Here is a 19,476-nt window from a genome sequence, read left to right as displayed (position 1 = left end):
CGAAGGGCCGGCCGACGGGTACGTGTGGCCCGCCGGTGCGTGCACGGGCTCGCGGCTGACACGTGCCCCGTCGGTCCATGAACATCCGCGGCTCGTGCCGCCGGCGAGCAGCCGGAGGGGCCCTGAGGGCGTGGGAACGGTGCGGCTCTTGCCGACGAGGTGTGAGTTCAGCAGGACGGGTTAGGCGAATCATGGCAATCCCGCCCCGATGGGGAGGGAAACATCCTTCAGCAGAGAGGTGTTGGCATGTCGAAGGTCGAGCAGTCCGTCGAGGTCGAGGTCCCGGTCCGTGCCGTGTACGACCAGTGGACTCAGTTCGAGACGTTCCCGCACTTCATGGACGGCGTGGAGCGGATCGAGCAGCACACGGACACGCTCACCCACTGGGTGACGGAGATCGGCGGTGTGCGGCGCGAGTTCGACGCCGTCGTGACCGAGCAGATCCCGGACGAACGCATCGCCTGGACGACCGTCGAGGGCGAGGCGCGGCAGGCGGGCGTCGTCACGTTCCACCGTCTCGACGAGGGCCGGACGAAGGTCATGCTCCAGATGGACTTCGCCCCCGAGGGTCTGGCGGAGCAGGTCGGGGACAAGGCCGGGTTCGTCAAGCGCAAGGTGACCGGCGACCTGAAGCGGTTCAAGTCGTTCATCGAAGGCCGCGGCGGCCAGGAGACGGGCGCCTGGCGCGGAGCGGTCTGAGGAGAGCCTGCGAAGGGGCTCGGACCCCTGCCCCGGGGCCGGAGGTCCCAGGGCACAAGACGGCGTGGGCCGGACGAGTCACCGTCCGGCCCACGCCGTCGTACGTTTGCCCCCGCAGCCCCCGCAGCCCCCGCAGCCCCGGCAGCCCCGGCAGCCCCGGCAGCCCCGGCAGCCCCGGCAGCCCCGGCAGCCCCGGCAGCCCCCGCAGCCCCTGCAGCCCCTGCAGCCCCTGCAGCCCCCGCAGCCCCCGCAGCCCCCGCAGCCCCCGCAGCCCCCGCAGGCCCGTCGTACGCCCTTCCGGGGGCCGGCGCACGCGCGAGCGGCCCGGGCACCCGAGCGGTCCCGATGCACCGCCGGAGAGAACCTGGAATGGTCCCTGGAAGGGCGGGTAGGCGGAGGACAGGAGCGCATGGGACGCCTCTCCACTGCCGGCCCGCGGCCGCCCCCTCGCCGCGGGCCGGCAGCATCCGGCCGCCCCGCACCGGCCTCAGGCCGGTGCGGGGCGGTGCTCTGTGTGTGGCGGTGGTCTGTGCGCGGTACGACGGCTCGGTGGCAACCCCCGTCGCCGTCGAGTGGGCTCCTTCATCCAGGCCCCGACGAAGCCGTGGTGCGTTTCGCACGCAGCGGCAGGAGCTAGGCCGACGCCGACGAACGGCAGCCCAGCGGCCACCCACGTGCGCGCCACCGGCAGAGGGCCCACGCACGCATCGGCGGCAGAGGGCGGCCGCCCCGGAACCTCCGCGCCGACGACAGGGGGGCGACCGCCCCCTGCACGTCCGCGCCGGCGCCAGAGGGCGACCCACGTCCGCACGTACGCAGACCCATCTCCGCCCGTACGCAGACCCGCCTCCGCCCGTACGCAGACCCGCCTTCGCACGCAAGCTGACCCGCCTCCGCAGGCACGCGCACGGCGGAGGGGCGGCCGCCCATGTGGCGCACCGCCCCTCCGAGCCGGACGCGAGGTCCGTCATCCGTCCTGTCAGTGCTTGAAGACGTCCTTCGCCTTCTCCTTGGCGCCGCGTGCGTCGCCCTTGGCCTGCTCGGCCCGGCCCTCAGCCTCGAGACGCTCGTTACCGACCGTCCGGCCGATCGCTTCCTTCGCCTTGCCCTTGGCCTGCTCGCCCTTGGCCTTCGTCTTCTGCTTACCGGACACGAGGATCCACTCCTTTTCCATACGACACATCCGACAAAAGGACGCATGACCGGTATCCGCGGATGCAAACCCCTCGGACTGTGGAGCCGCACCGCTCGGCAGACGGCCTACGGGAGGTTCTCCTTGATCTTGGCGATGGCGAAGCCCCAGCCCTGCGAAACCGTCGGCTTGCCCGGCACGGCCACCTCCGCCGGGTTGGTCACGACGTCCAGGAGCACGGGGCCGGGCAGGGCGAGCGCTTTGCGCACGGCCTCGTCCAGCTCGCCCGGATCGGTGACGCGGATGCCGGTCAGGCCCAGCGCCTCGGCGACCGCGGCGAAGTCGGGGTTGTCGAGGACCGTCCCGAATTCGGGGAGGCCGGCCTGTTCCTGCTCCAGTTTGACCATGCCGAGACGACGGTTGTCGAAGACGACGAGCTTCACCGGCAGCCGTTCGGACCGGACGGTCATCAGGTCGCCGAGCAGCATGCCGAGGCCGCCGTCGCCGCAGAAGGCCACCACCTGGCGGTCCGGCGCCCACAGCTGGGCCCCGATGGCCTGGGGCATCGCGTTGGCCATGGAGCCGAGGTTGTACGAACCGATCAGGCGACGGGTGCCGCGCATCCGCACGAGCCGTGACAGCCACACCGTGGCCATTCCGGTGTCGGAGGTGAAGATCGCGTCGTCGGCCGCGTGCCGGTCGATCGCGGCCGCGAGGGCCTCGGGCCGGATCTCCTCCACCCGGTTGTCGAACATCGCCCGCACCCGCCCCAGCAGACGTTTGTCGTGGGCGGGGTCGGCGAGGGCGGCCTGGTCCTTCTCCCACCGCGCGAACCGCTCCCGGGCCTCGTCGAGGTGGGACCGCGACGGAACGGGCCTCAGCAGCGGCAGCAGCGCCCGCAGCGTGGCGCCCACGTCCCCGGCGAGACCGACGTCGACCGGGACGCGGCGGCCGAGGTGCTCCTCCCGCACGTCGATCTGCACCACACGGCGGGCCTCCGGGTACCAGTCCCGGTACGGGAAGTCCGTCCCCAGCAGGATCAGCGTGTCGCAGCTGTCCATGGCGTGCGCCGCGGCCGGGTTGCCGATCAGGCCGGTCTGGCCGACCTCGTACGGGTTGTCCTCCTCGAATCCCTCCTTGCCCTTCAGGGTCAGCACCATGGGCGCCGACAGGAGCTCGGCGGTGCGCAGCACCTCCTCGCGGGCCTCCCGGGCGCCGCGTCCCACCAGGAGGGTCACCCGGGACCCCTCGGCGATCGCCTCCGCCGCGGCCGCGAGCGCCGGGTCGTCGGGGCGGGTGACGGCCGGGCGGGGCAGCGCGAAGCGCGGCGGCCGGTCATCCTCGACCTTCTGGTCCCCGAGGTCCCCGGGTACGGTCAGCACCGCCACGCCCCGCCGGGTCACGGCCGCCCGCACCGCCGACTCCAGCAGTCGCGGCATCTGGGAGGGGGAGGTCACGGTCGCCCGGTACACGGCCACGTCCCGGAAGAGGAGGTCGTTGTCCACCTCCTGGAAGTAGTCCCCGCCCATCTCCGACAGCGGCACCTGGCCGCAGACCGCCAGGACCGGCGCACCGCTCTTGGCCGCGTCGTACAGTCCGTTGAGCAGGTGCACGGATCCCGGCCCGACGGTGCCCATGCAGACCGCGAGCTCGCCCGACAGCTGGGCCCGTGCTCCGGCGGCGAAGGCCGCCGCCTCCTCGTGGCGGAAGCCGGTCCAGTCGATGCCCTCGGTGGTCCGGATGGCGTCGGTGAGCGGGTTGAGGGCGTCGCCGACCACACCGAAGACGTGGCCGACACCGAGGTCCGCGAGACCGTCGACGATCACCTGGGCGACGGTACGAGTCATGGGGGTCTCCTTTCACGAAGGACGTCGACCGGCTCACGGGAACGTGAACCGGTCCGGATGAGCCGCCTTCCAGTCGCCTGCCCACGAAGCCGGAACCGATGCGGGGACCAGCAGCTGCCCGGGTTCGAGCGGTTCGTACAGCTCGGCATGGGACCGGACGGCGGCCGGTCCGACGCGGCGCAGGAGCATCCCCGGCGCGAGCCCGTCCGGACCGTCGACGCCCATGGCGGCCATGAGCCGGAGGGCGCTCCTGACGGTCGCCTCCTGGTAGCGCTGGACGCGCCGTGCCTTGTCAGCGACGTCGAGTGCCCGGGCCCGCCGGCGGTCCTGGGTGGCGACCCCGACGGGACAGGTGTTGGTGTGGCAGCGCTGGGCCTGGATGCACCCGAGGGCGAACATCATGGCCCGGGCGGAGTTGACGTAGTCGGCCCCCTGGACCAGCCGTTTGACGATGTCGGCTCCGGTGGCGATCTTGCCGGAGGCGCCGATCCGGATGCGGTCGCGCAGGCCCGCGCCGACGAGCGCCCGGTGCACCGTGGTCAGGCCCTCGGTGAGCGGGAGGCCGACGCTGTCCGCGAACTCCAGCGGTGCGGCCCCGGTGCCGCCCTCGGCCCCGTCGACGACGATGAAGTCGGGCGTGGCGTCCTCCTCCAGCATCGCCTTGCAGACGGCCAGGAACTCGCGGCGCGCTCCCACGCACAGCTTGAAGCCGACCGGTTTGCCGCCGGCGAGCTCCCGCATCCGGCAGAGGAAGCGCACGAGCTCCCTGGGGGTCCGGTAGGCGCGGTGGTACGGCGGGGAGAGCACCGTGCGGCCCTCGGGAACGCCCCGGACCGTGGCGATCTCCCTGCCGACCTTCGAGCCGGGCAGCACGCCACCGATGCCGGGCTTGGCGCCCTGGCTGATCTTCAGCAGGACGCAGGCGACCTGGTCGAGGGCGGCCTTTTCGGCGAAGCGGCGCGGGTCGAAGTCGCCGTCCTCGGTGCGGCAGCCGAAGTACCCCGTCCCGATCTCCCAGACGAGGTCGCCGCCTGGGGCGAGATGGTGCTCCGATATCGCCCTCGCCGGTGTCGTGGGCGAAGCCACCGCGCCGGGCGCCCTCGTTCAGGGCGCGTATCGCCTGGCCGGAGAGGGAACCGAAGCTCATCGCCGACACGTTGAGCAGGGCCATGTCGTAGGGCCGGGTGCAGTCGGGGCCGCCGATCCGGACCCGGGGCGGTTCGGACGGCACGGGGCGCGGGGCCATGGAGGGGACCAGGTAGGTGGTGCCGGGCCGGTCCAGCTCCAGTTCCGTGCCGAAGGGGTCCTCGCCGTCCGTGCCCTTCGCCCGCTCGTAGACGATGGAGCGGGTGTCCCGGTCGAAGGGAACGCCGTCGACGTTCCCCTCGATGAAGTACTGCTGCACCTCGGGACGGATGGCCTCCATCGCGAACCGCAGGCGGCCCAGGAGCGGGTAGTTGCGCAGGATCGAGTGGCGCCGCTGGAGGACGTCGTACGCCGCGATCACGGCGAGCAGGAGAGTGGGTCCGGCCGCGCACCACCACCACGGAGACACCACGACGGCCGCGAGGCCGGTGGCGAGTGCGGCGAGGGCGGGGCAGGCCACGAGCAGAATCGTCACCATGAACGGCCTTCTGTCCCCGATGGGCCCGGCCACGCGCCCTCAGCGGTCGCGTCGGCAGCGGACGGCGCGGGCGGAGGCCCGGTGGAGGGCCGGTAGAGGGTCGTCAGAGGGCCGTCAGAGGCGGGCATCCATCCCGCCGCGCCTGCCCGGCGGTCCGGCCCGGTCGTGTCCTCCGCGCGCCGCCGGAGCCGGGTCCGACGGCGTGTTCCGGCCGCATGATCCGCCTCCGCCCTCCTCGTGTCGATCACGTAGGGGTAGTGTCGTCATGATTGCCGTACGGCAACGATTGCGGCCGGAGACGTCCTGGGGGAGCGAACCTCCGGCCCGTGACCGGAGCCGGGCGGTCCGTGAGCGGAAGCTTGGTGGGGAACGAGGGTGGCGACGCATGTCTGACACGACGACCAGGGGCTCCTCGAACCGGGGACGGTCCCGGCCGGCCGCGGTGGGCGAGCCCGAGCTTCGGCAGCTCCTGGCCGGGCTCACGGCCGTGCGGGACGGCGACTTCGGGACCCGTCTGCCCGACGAGGCGGACGGGCTGATGGGCGAGATCTCCACCGTGTTCAACGGGATGGTCGACCAGCTCTCCCTGTTCACCTCCGAGGTGACGCGGGTGGCCAGGGAGGTCGGCACGGAGGGGACACTCGGCGGGCAGGCCGCCGTACCCGGCGTCTCCGGCACGTGGGCCGACCTGACCGACTCGGTGAACGCGATGGCCGGCAACCTCACCACCCAGGTCCGTGACATCGCCCAGGTGGCCACCGCGGTCGCCAAGGGCGATCTCTCCCAGAAGATCGACGTGGACGCGCACGGCGAGATCCTGGAGCTCAAGAACACCATCAACACGATGGTCGACCAGCTCTCGGCCTTCGCCGACGAGGTCACGCGCATGGCGCGTGACGTGGGCACGGAGGGCATCCTCGGCGGGCAGGCCGACGTGAAGGGCGTCTCCGGCACCTGGCGCGATCTGACGGACTCCGTCAACTCCATGGCGGGCAACCTCACCGCCCAGGTGCGGGCGATCGCCCATGTCGCCACCGCGGTCGCAGGCGGCGACCTGTCGAAGAAGGTCGACGTCGACGCCCGGGGCGAGATCCTGGAGCTGAAGACGACCATCAACACGATGGTCGACCAGCTCTCGGCCTTCGCCGACGAGGTCACGCGCGTCGCCCGCGAGGTCGGCACCGAGGGCAACCTCGGCGGCCAGGCCACCGTCCGGGGTGCCTCCGGCACCTGGAAGGACCTGACCGACAACGTCAACGTGATGGCGTCCAACCTCACCGGGCAGGTGCGTTCGATCGCCCAGGTCGCCACCGCCGTGGCCCGCGGCGACCTCTCCCGCAGGATCACCGTGGAGGCCAAGGGCGAGGTCGCCGCCCTCGCCGACACCATCAACACCATGGTGGACACCCTGTCCGCCTTCGCCGACGAGGTGACCCGCGTCGCCCGCGAGGTCGGCACCGAGGGCCGGCTCGGCGGCCAGGCCCGGGTGCCGAACGTGGCCGGTACCTGGAAGGACCTCACGGACAACGTCAACTCCATGGCGAACAACCTGACCGGACAGGTCCGGAACATCGCCCAGGTCACCACCGCCGTCGCCAACGGCGACCTCTCCAAGAAGATCGACGTCGACGCCCGCGGCGAGATCCTTGAGCTGAAGACGACCATCAACACGATGGTCGACCAGCTGTCCTCGTTCGCGGCCGAGGTGACCCGCGTGGCCCGCGAGGTCGGCAGCGAGGGCCGGCTCGGGGGACAGGCGGAGGTCGAGGGCGTATCCGGGACCTGGAAGCGGCTGACCGAAAACGTCAACGAGCTGGCCGGCAACCTCACCCGCCAGGTACGCGCCATCGCCGAGGTCGCGAGCGCCGTCGCCGAGGGCGACCTGACGCGCTCGATCACCGTCGAGGCGTCCGGCGAGGTGGCCGAGCTCAAGGACAACATCAACGCGATGGTCGGCTCGCTGCGTGAGACGACGAGGGCCAACCAGGAGCAGGACTGGCTGAAGTCCAGCCTGGCCCGGATCTCCGCGCTGATGCAGGGCCACCGGGACCTGGCCGTCGTCGCCGAACTCGTCATGGACGAGCTGACCCCGCTCGTGGGCGCCCAGTACGGCGCCTTCTACCTGGCCGAGGAAGGTGCGGCAGGCGTCGAGCTCGGCCTCGTCGGCTCCTACGGGCGACCCGCCGGCGACCGGAGCCGGGACCGCCTCCGGCTGGGCGAGTCGCTCGTCGGACAGGCCGCCCGCAGCCGCCGCACCATCGCCGCCGAGAACGTGCCCGCCGACTACGTCACGATCTCCTCGGGACTCGGCAGCACGGCCCGGGGCAGCCTCGTGGTGCTGCCGATCGTCGTCGAGGACCAGGTGCTCGGCGTCATCGAGCTCATGTCCTTCAGTCCCTTCACCTCCGTGCACCGGGACTTCCTGGAACAGCTGATGGAGACGGTGGGCGTCAACCTGAGCACCATCGTCGCCAACGCCCGCACCGACGAACTGCTCGACGAGTCCCAGCGACTGGCCGGCGAACTGCGCTCGCGCACCGAGGAACTCCAGGTGCAGCAGGAGGAACTCCAGCGTTCCAACGCCGAGCTGGAGGAGAAGGCGGCCCTGCTCGCCACGCAGAACCGCGACATCGAGGCCAAGAACCTCCAGATCGAGCAGGCCCGGCAGGAACTCGAGGACCGCGCCCAGCAGCTCGCGCTGGCCTCCACGTACAAGTCCGAGTTCCTGGCCAACATGAGCCACGAACTGCGCACCCCGCTCAACAGCCTGCTGATCCTGGCCCAGCTCCTCGCCCAGAACCCGACCCGCAACCTCACGGCCAAGCAGGTCGAGTACGCCGGCATCATCCACTCGGCCGGATCCGACCTGCTGCAGCTGATCAACGACATCCTCGACCTGTCCAAGGTGGAGGCCGGAAAGATGGACCTCAACCCGGAGCGCGTGCCCCTGCGCAGGCTGCTCGACTACGTCGAGGCCACCTTCCGCCCCCTCACCTCGCAGAAGAGCCTCGCCTTCACGGTCTCCACGGCCGCCGGCGTCCCCGTCGACCTGGTCACCGACGACTCCCGGCTGCGGCAGGTGCTGCGGAACCTGCTGTCGAACGCCGTCAAGTTCACCGAGCAGGGCAGCGTCGAGCTCCGCATCGAACCGGCGTCGCACGACGAGCTGCCCATGTCGGTCCACCGGGGCGGCCCCGTCGTCGCCTTCCGCGTGAGGGACACCGGCATCGGCATCGCCACCGAGAACCTGGAGGCCATCTTCGGCGCCTTCCAGCAGGCCGACGGCACGACCAACCGGAAGTACGGCGGCACCGGCCTGGGACTCTCCATCAGCCGCGAGATCGCGTACCTGCTCGGCGGCGCCCTCACGGTCACCAGCGTGGCCGGCGAGGGCAGCACCTTCACCCTCTACCTGCCCGTCACCCGTAGCGACTTCACGGAACAGCCCACCCCCGCCGGCTCGTCGGCGGAAACCCCCGCGGCCAACACGCTCCCGGTGGCGGTCCCGGGCGCCGCGCTCGCCCTGCGGGCCAGGCCGGGCGCGCCGACGGTCCGGCCCGCGCGGCGCCTCCTCGTGATCGAGGAACGCCCGCGCGGTCTGCTCGCCGTCGTCGCCGAGAACGCGGTCACCCAACTCGCCGCCGACGGGGGGCACGCCGAGCGGACGGACATCGAACTGATCGCCGTCGCCGGCCCCCAGGAGGCCGCCGGCGCGCTCGCCACCCAGCCGTTCCACTGCGTCGTGCTCGACGTCGACATGGCGGACGGCGACGCCCTGCGCTTCCTGGAGGCCATGGACGGCGACGAGGCGCTGCGTACCGTCCCCGTCCTCGCACACAACAACCGCCGGCTCCCCGCCGACGAGGAGGGCGCCCTGCAGGAACTGGCCCGCCGCCGTCCACTGGAGCTCCTCTCCAGCCTCGACGAGCTGCGCGAGCGGATCGCCCTGCACCTGTCCGCGGAGCAGCCCGGCGACGTCGTGCCCCTGGTGCGCGGGGACCACCAGGCCCCGGCACCCCAGGCCATCGACACCAGGCTGCACGGCCGGACCGTCCTCGTCGTCGACGACGACGCCCGCAACCTCTACGCCCTCAGCGGCATCCTGGAACTGCACGGCATCACGGTGCTGCACGCCGAGAACGGCCGGAAGGGCATCGAGACGCTCCTGGCGAACCCCGCCGTCTCGCTCGTCCTGATGGACGTGATGATGCCGGAGATGGACGGTTACACGGCGACGGCACGGATCAGAGAGCTGCCGCAGTACGCGGACCTGCCCGTGATCGCGGTCACCGCCAAGGCCATGCCGGGCGACCGTGAGAAGAGCCTCGCGTCGGGGGCCAGCGACTACGTGACCAAGCCCGTCGACGCCGACGAGCTCATCGCCTGCGTCGGCCGCTGGATGAACGATGCCTAGCCCCATGACCGCCCCCGCCGGACGGCCCCGCGCTGCGCGTCCGTCCGCGCCGCGCCTGTCCGGCGCTCCGTGCTCCCGCCCGTGCGGCGGCCCCGAGGCCGCCATGACCGAGGAGTCGCCGACGTGAGCGGCCACCGCTTCCGGGGCGGCCCGTCCGCCGGCCTTCACGGCGAAGGCACCATAGCGCCCGAGGCGCCCGAGGTCTCCCCGGTGTCCGGAGCGTCCGAAGGCACCCCGGCGCCCGGGGTGCCCCAGGTGTCCGGGACGGCTCCGGCGCCCGAGGCGCCCGAGGTCTCCCCGGCGTCCGGAGCGTCCGAAGGCACCACGGCGCCCGAGGCGCCCGAGGGGGTCCCGGCGGACGGGGCATCCGAAGCCGTCCCGGCTTGGCTTCCCGTGGACGGTGAACGGCCTTCGGCCCAGGGAGGGTTCGCCGACGGTCGGCTGGCCGCCACCGTGGAGCGGCTGCGCGGCGAGGTGCTCGCCGCGCACGCCGCCGCCGAGGGGCGCGCCCTGATCGAACTCGCCAAGGGGGTCATCGTCGAGCGCCTGGGCTGCGGCCCCGCCCAGGCGGCGCGGCAGCTGGCGGAACTCGCCGAGCGGGCCGGACTGTCCCGGCTGGAGCTGGCCGCGGACATCATCAACCAGGCGGCCCGCGACCGGGTCGCCGAGGTCGCGGACGAGTTCGTGCGGACGACGGCCGGCGACCCCGGCACCGCCGGCCAGGACGCCGGTGCCGCCGCCTCGGTCGCCGTACGGCTGCGTACCGCGGAGAGCGCGGCGCTCAGCGCGGACGACACCCAGGCCGTCGCCGAGTCGCTGCTCACCCACGCCCTCGAACCCCTGGGCGCCGTCGCCGTGGCGATCTGGACCACCGGCCCGGACGCCTCGCTGACCCTGCGCGGCCACGCCGGGTTCGGCCCCGACGAGGCAGCCCGCTGGCACTACGTACCTCCTGGGGTGACCACCGCGGCCCGCCAGGCGCTGACCGGCCGCCGAACCGTCTGGTACCCCTCCCTGTCGGCCGCGGGCATCCCCACGATCGGCCGGACGCGCCACCCCGACGGCGGCCGGGTCGTCGTCCCCGCCGGGACCGGAGGCCGCATCCACGGCGTACTGGAGATCTGCTGGCCGCGGCCGCTCGAGCACCAGCCGCAGGCCGTGGAGCGCCAGATCGAGGCCCTCGCGGAGCTGTGCGCCCACACCCTTGAGGCGCGGCCCGAGCAGGCGTCCCCCGCGAACCTCCTCGTCCGGTCCGGCGACGGCGCCCTGGAGCTGGCCGAGCTCTCCGACGGCCTCTACGACCCCGCCCTCGTCCTGACGCCCCACCTGGACGAGTCGGGGAGGCTCGCCGACTTCCGCATCCGGCACGCCAACCCGCATTTCCGCGACCCGGCCGGACGGCCCCGCGGCGCCGTCGTGGGGGCGCTGCTCCTGGAGGCCTACCCGGCCACGGCCGGCGAGAGCGAACTCTTCGACCGGATCGAACGGGTCTACGCCACGGGCGAGCCGTTCCGGGCACGGCGCACCCGGCTCACCGCGCTGGTGGACCAGGTGCCGCTCACCTCGCTCGCCGACATCAGCATCAGCCGGTACGGAGCGGGTGTCCTGCTCATCTGGCGCGTCGAGGACGAGTCGGCGCGCCTCGCCAGCCTGCTGCAGCACGCCCAGCGCCTCGGCCGGGTCGGCGCCTTCGAGGAGGACGTCGTCACCGGCGACATCACCTGGCACGGTCAGCTGTACGAGCTCTTCGGCCTCCGGCCGACGGAGCCCCCGGTCGCCCTGCGCGACCTGGCCGCCCACGCCCACCCCGACGACGCCGACACCATCCGGCGCTTCCTCCAGTCGGTGCTGCACCAGCGCCGGGTGAGCTCCACGGCCTTCCGCATGCTGCGCCACGACGGCGTCACGCGTCACATCCGGGTCACCGCCGAACCCGCCCTCGGCGCCGACGGCGCCCTCCAGGCCGTCCGGGGCGCCTACCAGGACATCTCGGCGCAGCACTGGACCGAGGTCGCCCTCACGGCCACCCGCGACCGACTGGCCGCCACGGAGGAGGCGGCCGAGGAACGCAACCGGCTCACCCTCCAGCTCCAGCACGCCATCATGCCGCCGGCCAAGTCGCCGCTCGACGCACCGGGGCTCGACGTCGCCGTGCGCTACCGTCCGGCCGAGTCCGAGTCGCTGGTCGGCGGCGACTGGTACGACGCCGTCGTGCTGCCCTCCCGGAAGGTGCTCCTGTGCGTCGGCGACGTCGCCGGCCACGGCGTGGAGGCCGCCACCGGCATGGTGGTCCTGCGCAACGCCCTCCGCGGTCTCGCCGTGACGGGCGCGGGGCCGGGACAGCTGCTGGCCTGGCTCAACAGCGTCGCCCACCACCTCACCGCCCATGTCACGGCCACCGCCGTCTGCGGCGTCTACGACCCGGAGAACCGCACGCTGCGCTGGGCTCGTGCGGGCCACCTCCCCCCGGTGCTCGTCCGGAAGGACGAGGCGGTCGACCTGCCGCTGCTGCGCGGGCTGTTGCTGGGGGCGCTCGCCGAGGCCGAGTACGAGGAGTCGGAGCTCCGGCTCGAGCCGGGCGACACCGTGCTGATGTACACCGACGGGCTCGTCGAACGGCGGGACACCGCCGTCCACGACTCCGTCGCCCAACTGCTCGCCGTCGCCCGGCTGCCGTCCGACGGTCTCGAACAGCGGCTGGACCAGCTGCTGGCGCGCAGCAAGTCGGACACGGACGACGACACGTGTGTCGTCGGAGTCCAGGTGCTCTGACCCCCAGGCCGTTCGCCCACCGACCGCCCCCGTCCGAAAGCAGGGAACATGTCCGAGCAGGAACCGAACCTGGATGTCGACGTCGAGATCCGCGACGCCCGCACGGCAGTGCTGTCCGTCGCGGGTGAGCTGGACATGGAGACCGCCGGCCGGCTCGAGGTCCACCTGAGGCACCAGCTCGGCGAGGGCCGGCGGCACCTCGTCCTCGACCTGTCCGCCCTCGGCTTCATGGACTCCTCGGGCCTGAACGTCCTGATCAGGGCGGTCCAGAAGGCGCGGAAGACCGGTGGTGACCTGTACCTCGCCGCGCCGACGCCCGCAGTGCGACGCATTCTGGAGATCACGGGAGTGACGACGACGATCCCGCCGCACGACGGCGTGGCGGAGGCACTGGTCGCGGCAGGCGACAGAAGTTAGCGGAACGGCGGCCCGGTCCCCGGCCGGGACCGGGCCCAGGGAGGAAGGAAGAGCGAGACCGTGCACGAGATCGCCGACATCGAGCAGGCGCTCCGCCGGGCGGCTCCGCACCAGCTGGTGAGCGTCGTCGAGGAGGCCCTGCGAAGAGAGTGCGGCGCCCTGCGGGTGGAACTCCGCCTCGCCGATTACGGCTTGCGGACGCTCCAGCTCGTCGAGCGCACCTCCGGTGCGGAGCCGTCGGTCCCGATCCACGCCAGTCCGCAGGGGCGCGCCTTCGGCGCACAGGAGCCGTACGTCGCCCAGGGCCCCGAGGCGCTCCTGCTGCACCTGCCCGTCACCGTCCGCGGGGACCGGCTCGGCGTCCTCACGGCCGCACTGCCACCCGGCGCCGACCTCCGGCCCCTGCTCCCCGGACTCGCCCAGGTCTGTGAGGCGCTCGGCCACGAGATCCTGGTGGCCGAGCGCGACACGGACCTGTACGTCCTCGCCCGCCGTGCGACGCGGCTCACGCTCGCGGCGGAGATGCAGTGGCAGCTCCTGCCCGGCCGTTCGTGCGCCCGTCCCGAGTTCGCCCTCGCCGCGCATCTGGAGCCCGCCTACGCCATCTTCGGCGACAACTACGACTGGTCGGTCTCGGACGGTCGGCTGACGCTGACCGTCACCAACGGCATGGGGGAGGGCATCGAGGCGGCCCTGCTGACGAACCTCGCGATCAACGCGCTCCGCAACGCCCGCCGGGCCGGACTCGCCCTCGCGGACCAGGCCGCCCTCGCCGACCAGGCCGTCTACGCGCAGTACCGGGGCGACGCATACGTGTCGGTGCTCCTGCTCCGCTTCGACCTGGCCACGGGTGAGGTGGAGGCCGTGGACGCCGGTTCGCCCCGCCTGTGGCGGCTGCGGGGTCATTCGGTGGAGTCGGTGGGCTTCGAGGCGCAGTTCCCCCTCGGCATGTTCGAGGACACCGTGTACGTCCCCGAGCGGTTCACCGTGCGGCCGGGGGACCGCCTGCTGTTCGGCAGCGACGGCGTGTACGCCGCCGTCTCGCCCGCCGGGGAGAGCTACGGGGACCGGGCACTGGCCCGCGCGCTGCGGGGGACGCGTCTGCTGCCTCCCACCCACGTGCCGGAGGCGGTGCTCCGGGAGCTCGCCGTCCACCACGGCAGCAGCCCGCTGGAGGACGACGCTCTGGTCGTCTGCCTCGACTGGCACGGCTCCGTGTCAACAATTGCCGTGTGACAACTGTATCCTTGGGGCAACACCTGGCGAGTGCCCGGTAGGTTGCGTCGAGGTCGACCAGAGGTGGCAATGAGGACATGGGGTGCGCGCCCGGCCGAAGCCGGCGCCGCGGGGAGATCAGGCCGAGCTGACGTCCTTCAGCGGCGTGTGAGGGCGTGACGAGGCGGTCGGTCCGCTCCTCCCCAGGGACTCGTGAAAGCCGGTGAGCCCCCGAAGCAGGGCCTTGCGGCTCGTCGGCGACATGTCGTCGATGACCGCGAGCAGCGCAGCCTCGCGCTGGGCCCGGAGCTCCCTCAGGTACGCCTTGCCATGCACGGTCAGGTGCAGCTCGAGCTGCCGCCGGCTGACGGGGCTGGGCAGGCGCTGGACGAAGCCCAGCGCCTCCAGCCGGTCGCACATGCGGCTCACCGACGGCGGCGCGGAGCCGAGCAGGTCGCCCAGCGTGCGCAGGCTGATGCCCTCCTCACGGTCCAGGCTGTACAGCACGCGCAGCTGACTCGCCGAGACCGGTGTCGCCGACACCATGTCCCGGCCGCGCTCCCACAGCACCTCCAACAGCTCGATGAGCTCCCTCGCGGCCTCGGCCGTCTGCTGTGGTTCCCGCGGGGACGGGGCGGGGTTGCTGTTCATGCCTGCCGACACTCCTCGGACGTCCGGGGCCGAGGACGTCGGCCTTGCGACGGACCGGTCATCTCCACATCTCTCCAGAAGGCGGTACGGATCCGGTGGATCGACACGTGACAGTGGAAGGCGCACTGCGCGGGGCGGCACCACACCTCCTGCTGGACTCCCTCCGCACCAGTCTCGCGCACCTGTACGCCGCGGCCTCCGCCGACCTGCTGCTCATCGACTACGGATTCACGTCCCTGCGCCCCGTGGAGCCCGTGCAGACGCCTGCCGGGATGCCGCACGTGCCCGTGGACGCGGGCCCCGCCGGCCGCGTCTTCCGTACGCAGCAACCATATCTTTTCCGTGATGTCGGCCCCACGGCGACCGTTTACCTTCCCGTCACGGTCCGCGGCGACCGGTTCGGCGTCCTCGTGGTCGTCCTGCCCGCGGACCGGGGCGGTCCGGCGACCACCGCGAGCCTCGCCCGGGTCGCCGAGACGCTCGGACACGCCCTGCGCGTCGCCGACCGCCACACCGACCTGTACCGCACCACCCGCAGGGCCCACGCCCTCAGCGTCGCGGGGGAGATCCAGTGGGACACCCTGCCGGGCCGCGCCTGCGCCGGACCCGCCTTCGACCTCCACGCACACTGGGAACCCGCGTACACCTCGGGCGGACACCTCCTGGACTGGAGCGTGACCGAGGACGAACTCCAGCTCATCGTCGCCGACGCCGCCGGCCCCGGCACCCCCGCCGCCCTGGTCAGCACCCTCGCCCTGACCGCGATCCGCAACGCCCGGCGGGCCGGACTCGACCTGGTGGGGCAGGCCAGCCTCACCGACCAGGCGCTCTACGGGCAGTACCGGGGAAAGAACCCGCTCGCCGCGCTGCTGCTCCGCATCGACCTGAACACCGGCGCGGTCGAGGTCGTCGACGCCGGGTCGCCGACGCTCTGGCGGATCCGCGGCACGGTGACCCAGCGCATCGAACTGGACCGCCAACTGCCCCTGGGCATGTTCGAGGACACTGTCTACGCCACCCAGCACCTGCGCCTCCTGCGCGGCGACCGGCTGGTCTTCGTCGCCTGCGGCGCCGACGAGCCCCCGTCCTCCGGGAAGCTCGAGGAGGCGGAAGGTTCCGTCGCCCGCGCGCTGGCCGACGCCCGCCACCTGAGCGGTGCGGAGGCCCCCGAAGCCGTCGTGCGGGCGCTGCGCGCGACACCTCGTGACGCACCGGACGCCGTCCTCGTCCTGTGTCTCGACTGGCGCGGCCACGATGCCGGGGCGATCGGCGCCGGACGGGACGGGGAGCCCCGCCCGCCCCTTCGGCGCTCCCCCTGACGCGAGCCGACGGGGTGTGATCCCCGTTGCGTGCGGTGTGGGAACCCGGAACAGGGGAAAGGCGGAGTACGCGGGGCCCAGCCGCGCCGCCCAACCGGATGAGGGGAGCACGAGCGCCATGTCGGACGCGATCACCGCGGAGCGTGCAGCACCGGAGCCCCTGCTGTCCGCGAGCGCCGTCTACGACGACACCTCCCATGGCGGCGCGATCGCCTCCGCCCGCGCCTTCACGGCCGACTTCCTCGCGGCGGCCCCGTCGTCGACGTCCGGACCAGTGGCGCAGGAGCGCGTCGAACTGGCGCAGCTGGTGGTCAGCGAGCTCGTGACCAACGCGGTCCGGCACGCGGCCGGTCCCTGCCGGCTGCTCCTGGAACTACGCCGCGACACCCTGGACATCTCCGTCTTCGACGGCGAGGCCGCGGCTCCCGTACCCCGCGGACACGACCCCCGCCGGATCGGGCAGCACGGCGTCGAGATCGTGCTCGCCGTCTGCGAGAGCCTGTCCGTCGAACCCGCCCCGGAGGGGAAGCGGGTCCGTGCCTGCCTCTCCCTCCTGCCGGGGTAAGGGGCGAAGCCGGGGGACAGCAGCCCGCGCTGACCCGCCGGCGCCGGCGGCCCGGCCGCAGGTGCGGCCGGGACCGGCCGGCCCGCCGTGCGGACCGATGCGGGCCAGGCCCGGCAGGCCCTCACCGCCGCTCGTCCGCCCCGCGGCGCGACCGCCGCCGCAGCGCATGCCGTTCGGTCTCCGTGAGGCCGCCCCACACGCCCACCGGCGGGTGGGATTCCGCCATGGCCCAGCGCAGGCACCTCTCCCGCACAGGGCAGCGTCGGCAGACCTTCTTCGCCTCCTCGGCCTGGGCGAGCGCGGGGGCGCCGACTCCCACCGGAAAGAACAGGTCGGGGTCGACCTCCCGGCAGGCCGCCGCCGCACGCCAGTCGTCCATGTGAGCCTCCTGGCTCTCGGGTCGGGATTCGTTCCCCGTTCGCCTGACCGCTCCTCCGTGCTCGAAACCGGGCGGATTGGTCCGGCGCGGACGGGGCATCCGGAGCATCGACCGAGAGGAGCGAGTGGACATGACCACAACGAGGCCGCACGCGGCCGCAGCGGGAAGAACGACCCGTGGCGATGCCGTACGGGCGGCGGCCCGAGCCGGCTTCGCGGCGCGGGGCGTGCTGTACCTCCTCGTCGGAGCACTGGCCGTACGCATCGGCCTCACGGGGACGGGCGAGCAGGCCGACCGCGGCGGGGCCCTCGCACGCATCGCCGCCACCCCGTTCGGCACCGTCCTGCTCTGGTCGCTCGGTACAGGCCTGGCCGGGATGGCGGTGTGGCGGCTGTCGGAGGCGGTCTTCGGCGCGGCCGGTCCCAGGGGCGACAAGCCGCACAAGCGTGTCCTGTCCGCCGGGCGCGGTGTCTTCTACGCCGGCTCCGCCTTCCTGGTCCTCTCGTTCGCGGTGGGGGAGCGGGGGAGCGGCGAGGGCTCGACCGACCGCCAGAGCCGGGACGTCACCAGCCGGCTCCTGGACCTGCCCGGCGGCCGCTGGTGGGTCGGGGCGGTGGCCGTCGGCGTCGTGGCGGCCGGAGTGTGGATCGCGGGAAGGGCGGTCCTGCGGAAGTACCGGGACCGCCTCGTGTGGGGGAGCCTGGCGCCGTACCAGCGTCGCTTCATGGACGTGACCGGGGTGGCCGGCGGCGTCGGGCGCGGTCTCGTCCTCGCCGCGCTCGGCTTCTCCGGTGTGAAGGCGGCCGTGGCGTTCGACCCTCGCGAGGCCAAGGGCGTGGACGACGTGATCCGTTCGTTCGCGCAGACCCCGGCGGGTCCCTGGCTGCTGATCGTGGTCGCCGCCGGCCTGGTGTTCTTCGGTCTGTTCTCCTTCGGTCAGGCGAAGTGGCGCGATCTGAGCCCGTCCGTCACCGGGAGCCCTTCCGTGCCCCGAAGGGGACGGGCGTGACGCTCCACCAGGCCATCGCCACTCCGACACCCAGCACCAGGACCAGCACGATCGGCACGACGGAATCCCTTCGGGTCGAGGACCACGTTCGAGGATCCGGATGACCGCGAACACGACGCCCAAACACGTCCCTTCGCGGCACATCCGAAGGCTTGGTCTCCCGTCCTCCTCGCCGCCCGCCAGGGCCGGCGCCTCCTCCACGGGGCGGCCGTCAGTCGCCCCGACTTCTCCGCTGGTGATCGATCGCCGGTTCGATCACGTTCTTGCTCCTGCGGTGCCGGTATCCGCTCTCGTGGGTGTCCGGGCGGGTTGCGGTGTCATCGTGGTGTCACCGGATGGTTCCGGTCAGGAGGGTGTGGCCCAGTGGGGTGAGGGTGTGGAGGACTGCCGTTCCTGTGCGGACGGTGTCGATCAGCCCTGCGGTTCGCAGGACCTTTGTGTGGTGGCTGGCTGCTGCGGGGGAGATGGAGGCGCGTTCGGCGAGGGTCGTTGTGGTGGCGGGTGTGTGCAGGAGGGTGAGTACGTGGGCTCGGGTGCGGCCGAGTAGCGCGGCGAGGGCTTCTGGCCGTTCGTCGGGGGTGGTGCTCTCGTCGGGTGCTTCGTGGAGGGGATAGACGAGGGTGGTGGGCGCTTCGGGGCGGTACATCACCATGGGGCCGGTGGCGAACCACGAGGGGATCAGCAGGAGTCCCCGTCCGCACAGCGGGATGTCGTGTGTCGATGGTGAGGGTACGTGCAGGGTGGGGTGATTCCAGTGCCAGGTCGTGCCGAGCGTTGTCAGGAGGGCGTCGACGCCGCCGCGGAGCAGCATTTCCGACCGTAGTGCGCGATCGGTGAGGGTGTCCTGGCGGATGGTGGGCCAGAGCGGTTCGACGTGTCTGGTGAAGAAGTCCTGGGTGTCGTGGAGCAGGGCGCGGGTCGCCTTGGGGGAGCCCTGGGCCAGCTCGCGTGCCCATCGGCCCGGCCGGGTCAGACCGCCGTTCCACCCCGCGGCTTGCGGGATTCCGAGGTCGAGCGCCAGGCGCTCGACGGGGGTTGCCGCGGCCGCCTCGAGGGCGCCGGCGAGGTCGTGGATCCCCGGCTGCAGCAGGAAGTCCGGTATGAAGCCGTCTTCCGTGACCAATTCGGCGAGGACACCGGCCCGGGGACCAGGACCCTTGTGCAGGGAGTGGTGCCACTCGCGGGCGGCGGACCGCGCCCGACGCGCCTGCCCGAAGCCGAAGTCTCCGTTCCTGCCTCCCCGCCTGCTCTGACGCAGACTCAGCCGGGCGCCGAGCACGGTCTCCGTCAGTGCGTTGACCGCCGGAGCGAGCGTGATCCGGCACAGGTCGTCGGCGGTGAAGTGAAGACGAATCATGACGAGCGATTATCCGCCTGCCCGACCCTTTCGACGAGGGCTGAAAGGGGCTGCGCCCTGCGCGAGGCTGCCGCAC

General features: G+C 72.7%; 13 protein-coding genes and 1 pseudogene. 8 read left to right on the top strand and 6 right to left on the bottom strand.

Annotation, left to right across the window (positions count from 1 at the left end; genetic code table 11):
- Positions 1–246 precede the first annotated feature (246 nt).
- Positions 247–699 (top strand): SRPBCC family protein, encoded by a 453-nt coding sequence (locus ACFY8W_RS00260; RefSeq protein ID WP_391098225.1) that lies wholly within the window; start codon positions 247–249, stop codon positions 697–699.
- A 979-nt stretch (positions 700–1,678) separates the two neighbouring features.
- Here ACFY8W_RS00260 and ACFY8W_RS00255 read toward each other — a convergent pair.
- The 3 genes and pseudogenes from ACFY8W_RS00255 to ACFY8W_RS00245 form a co-directional block, all read right to left on the bottom strand.
- Complete coding sequence (locus tag ACFY8W_RS00255) at positions 1,679–1,873, bottom strand: CsbD family protein (protein ID WP_391098222.1); 195 nt, start codon at positions 1,871–1,873, stop codon at positions 1,679–1,681.
- 86 nt (positions 1,874–1,959) lie between these two features.
- Positions 1,960–3,678, bottom strand: coding sequence for a thiamine pyrophosphate-dependent enzyme (locus tag ACFY8W_RS00250; protein ID WP_391098220.1), 1,719 nt, complete (start codon positions 3,676–3,678; stop codon positions 1,960–1,962).
- Positions 3,679–3,711: 33 nt separating this feature from the next.
- Positions 3,712–5,302: pseudogene (locus ACFY8W_RS00245) on the bottom strand (FMN-binding glutamate synthase family protein).
- A gap of 385 nt (positions 5,303–5,687) precedes the next feature.
- Between ACFY8W_RS00245 and ACFY8W_RS00240 the strand changes: the two are divergent.
- The 4 genes from ACFY8W_RS00240 (at position 5,688) to ACFY8W_RS00225 (ending at position 14,141) form a co-directional block, all read left to right on the top strand.
- Positions 5,688–9,716: a HAMP domain-containing protein gene (locus ACFY8W_RS00240; protein WP_391098217.1), complete on the top strand. Its 4,029-nt coding sequence runs from the start codon at positions 5,688–5,690 to the stop codon at positions 9,714–9,716.
- A 255-nt stretch (positions 9,717–9,971) separates the two neighbouring features.
- Positions 9,972–12,488, top strand: coding sequence for a SpoIIE family protein phosphatase (locus ACFY8W_RS00235; RefSeq protein WP_391101620.1), 2,517 nt, complete (start codon positions 9,972–9,974; stop codon positions 12,486–12,488).
- Positions 12,489–12,536: 48 nt separating this feature from the next.
- Positions 12,537–12,905, top strand: coding sequence for an anti-sigma factor antagonist (locus ACFY8W_RS00230; protein ID WP_391098215.1), 369 nt, complete (start codon positions 12,537–12,539; stop codon positions 12,903–12,905).
- Between the two features lie 60 nt (positions 12,906–12,965).
- The gene (locus tag ACFY8W_RS00225) at positions 12,966–14,141 is read left to right on the top strand and encodes a SpoIIE family protein phosphatase (RefSeq protein ID WP_391098213.1); all 1,176 of its coding nucleotides are present in this window, start codon (positions 12,966–12,968) and stop codon (positions 14,139–14,141) included.
- A gap of 117 nt (positions 14,142–14,258) precedes the next feature.
- Here the strand turns inward: ACFY8W_RS00225 and ACFY8W_RS00220 are convergent, their stop codons facing one another.
- Positions 14,259–14,771, bottom strand: coding sequence for a MarR family transcriptional regulator (locus ACFY8W_RS00220; protein ID WP_391098210.1), 513 nt, complete (start codon positions 14,769–14,771; stop codon positions 14,259–14,261).
- A gap of 107 nt (positions 14,772–14,878) precedes the next feature.
- On the opposite strand from ACFY8W_RS00220, the gene ACFY8W_RS00215 reads away from it, so the two are divergent.
- The gene (locus tag ACFY8W_RS00215) at positions 14,879–16,090 is read left to right on the top strand and encodes a SpoIIE family protein phosphatase (RefSeq protein ID WP_391098208.1); all 1,212 of its coding nucleotides are present in this window, start codon (positions 14,879–14,881) and stop codon (positions 16,088–16,090) included.
- 118 nt (positions 16,091–16,208) lie between these two features.
- Positions 16,209–16,655 (top strand): ATP-binding protein, encoded by a 447-nt coding sequence (locus ACFY8W_RS00210; RefSeq protein ID WP_391098205.1) that lies wholly within the window; start codon positions 16,209–16,211, stop codon positions 16,653–16,655.
- Positions 16,656–16,776: 121 nt separating this feature from the next.
- On the opposite strand, the gene ACFY8W_RS00205 is transcribed toward ACFY8W_RS00210, so the two are convergent.
- Entirely contained in the window at positions 16,777–17,034 is a 258-nt protein-coding gene (locus ACFY8W_RS00205) for a WhiB family transcriptional regulator (RefSeq protein ID WP_391098202.1), read from the bottom strand.
- Positions 17,035–17,164: 130 nt separating this feature from the next.
- Between ACFY8W_RS00205 and ACFY8W_RS00200 the strand changes: the two genes are divergently transcribed.
- Entirely contained in the window at positions 17,165–18,043 is an 879-nt protein-coding gene (locus ACFY8W_RS00200; protein ID WP_391098199.1) for a DUF1206 domain-containing protein, read from the top strand.
- A gap of 328 nt (positions 18,044–18,371) precedes the next feature.
- On the opposite strand, the gene ACFY8W_RS00195 is transcribed toward ACFY8W_RS00200, so the two are convergent.
- Positions 18,372–19,400: a helix-turn-helix domain-containing protein gene (locus ACFY8W_RS00195; protein ID WP_391098197.1), complete on the bottom strand. Its 1,029-nt coding sequence runs from the start codon at positions 19,398–19,400 to the stop codon at positions 18,372–18,374.
- Between the last annotated feature and the right edge of the window lie 76 nt (positions 19,401–19,476).

This window comes from Streptomyces sp. NPDC012637, from assembly GCF_042954805.1.
GTDB lineage: Bacteria > Actinomycetota > Actinomycetes > Streptomycetales > Streptomycetaceae > Streptomyces.
The sequence above is the reverse complement of the archived record's forward strand: the minus strand, read 5'-3'. Positions and strand labels throughout refer to the sequence as shown.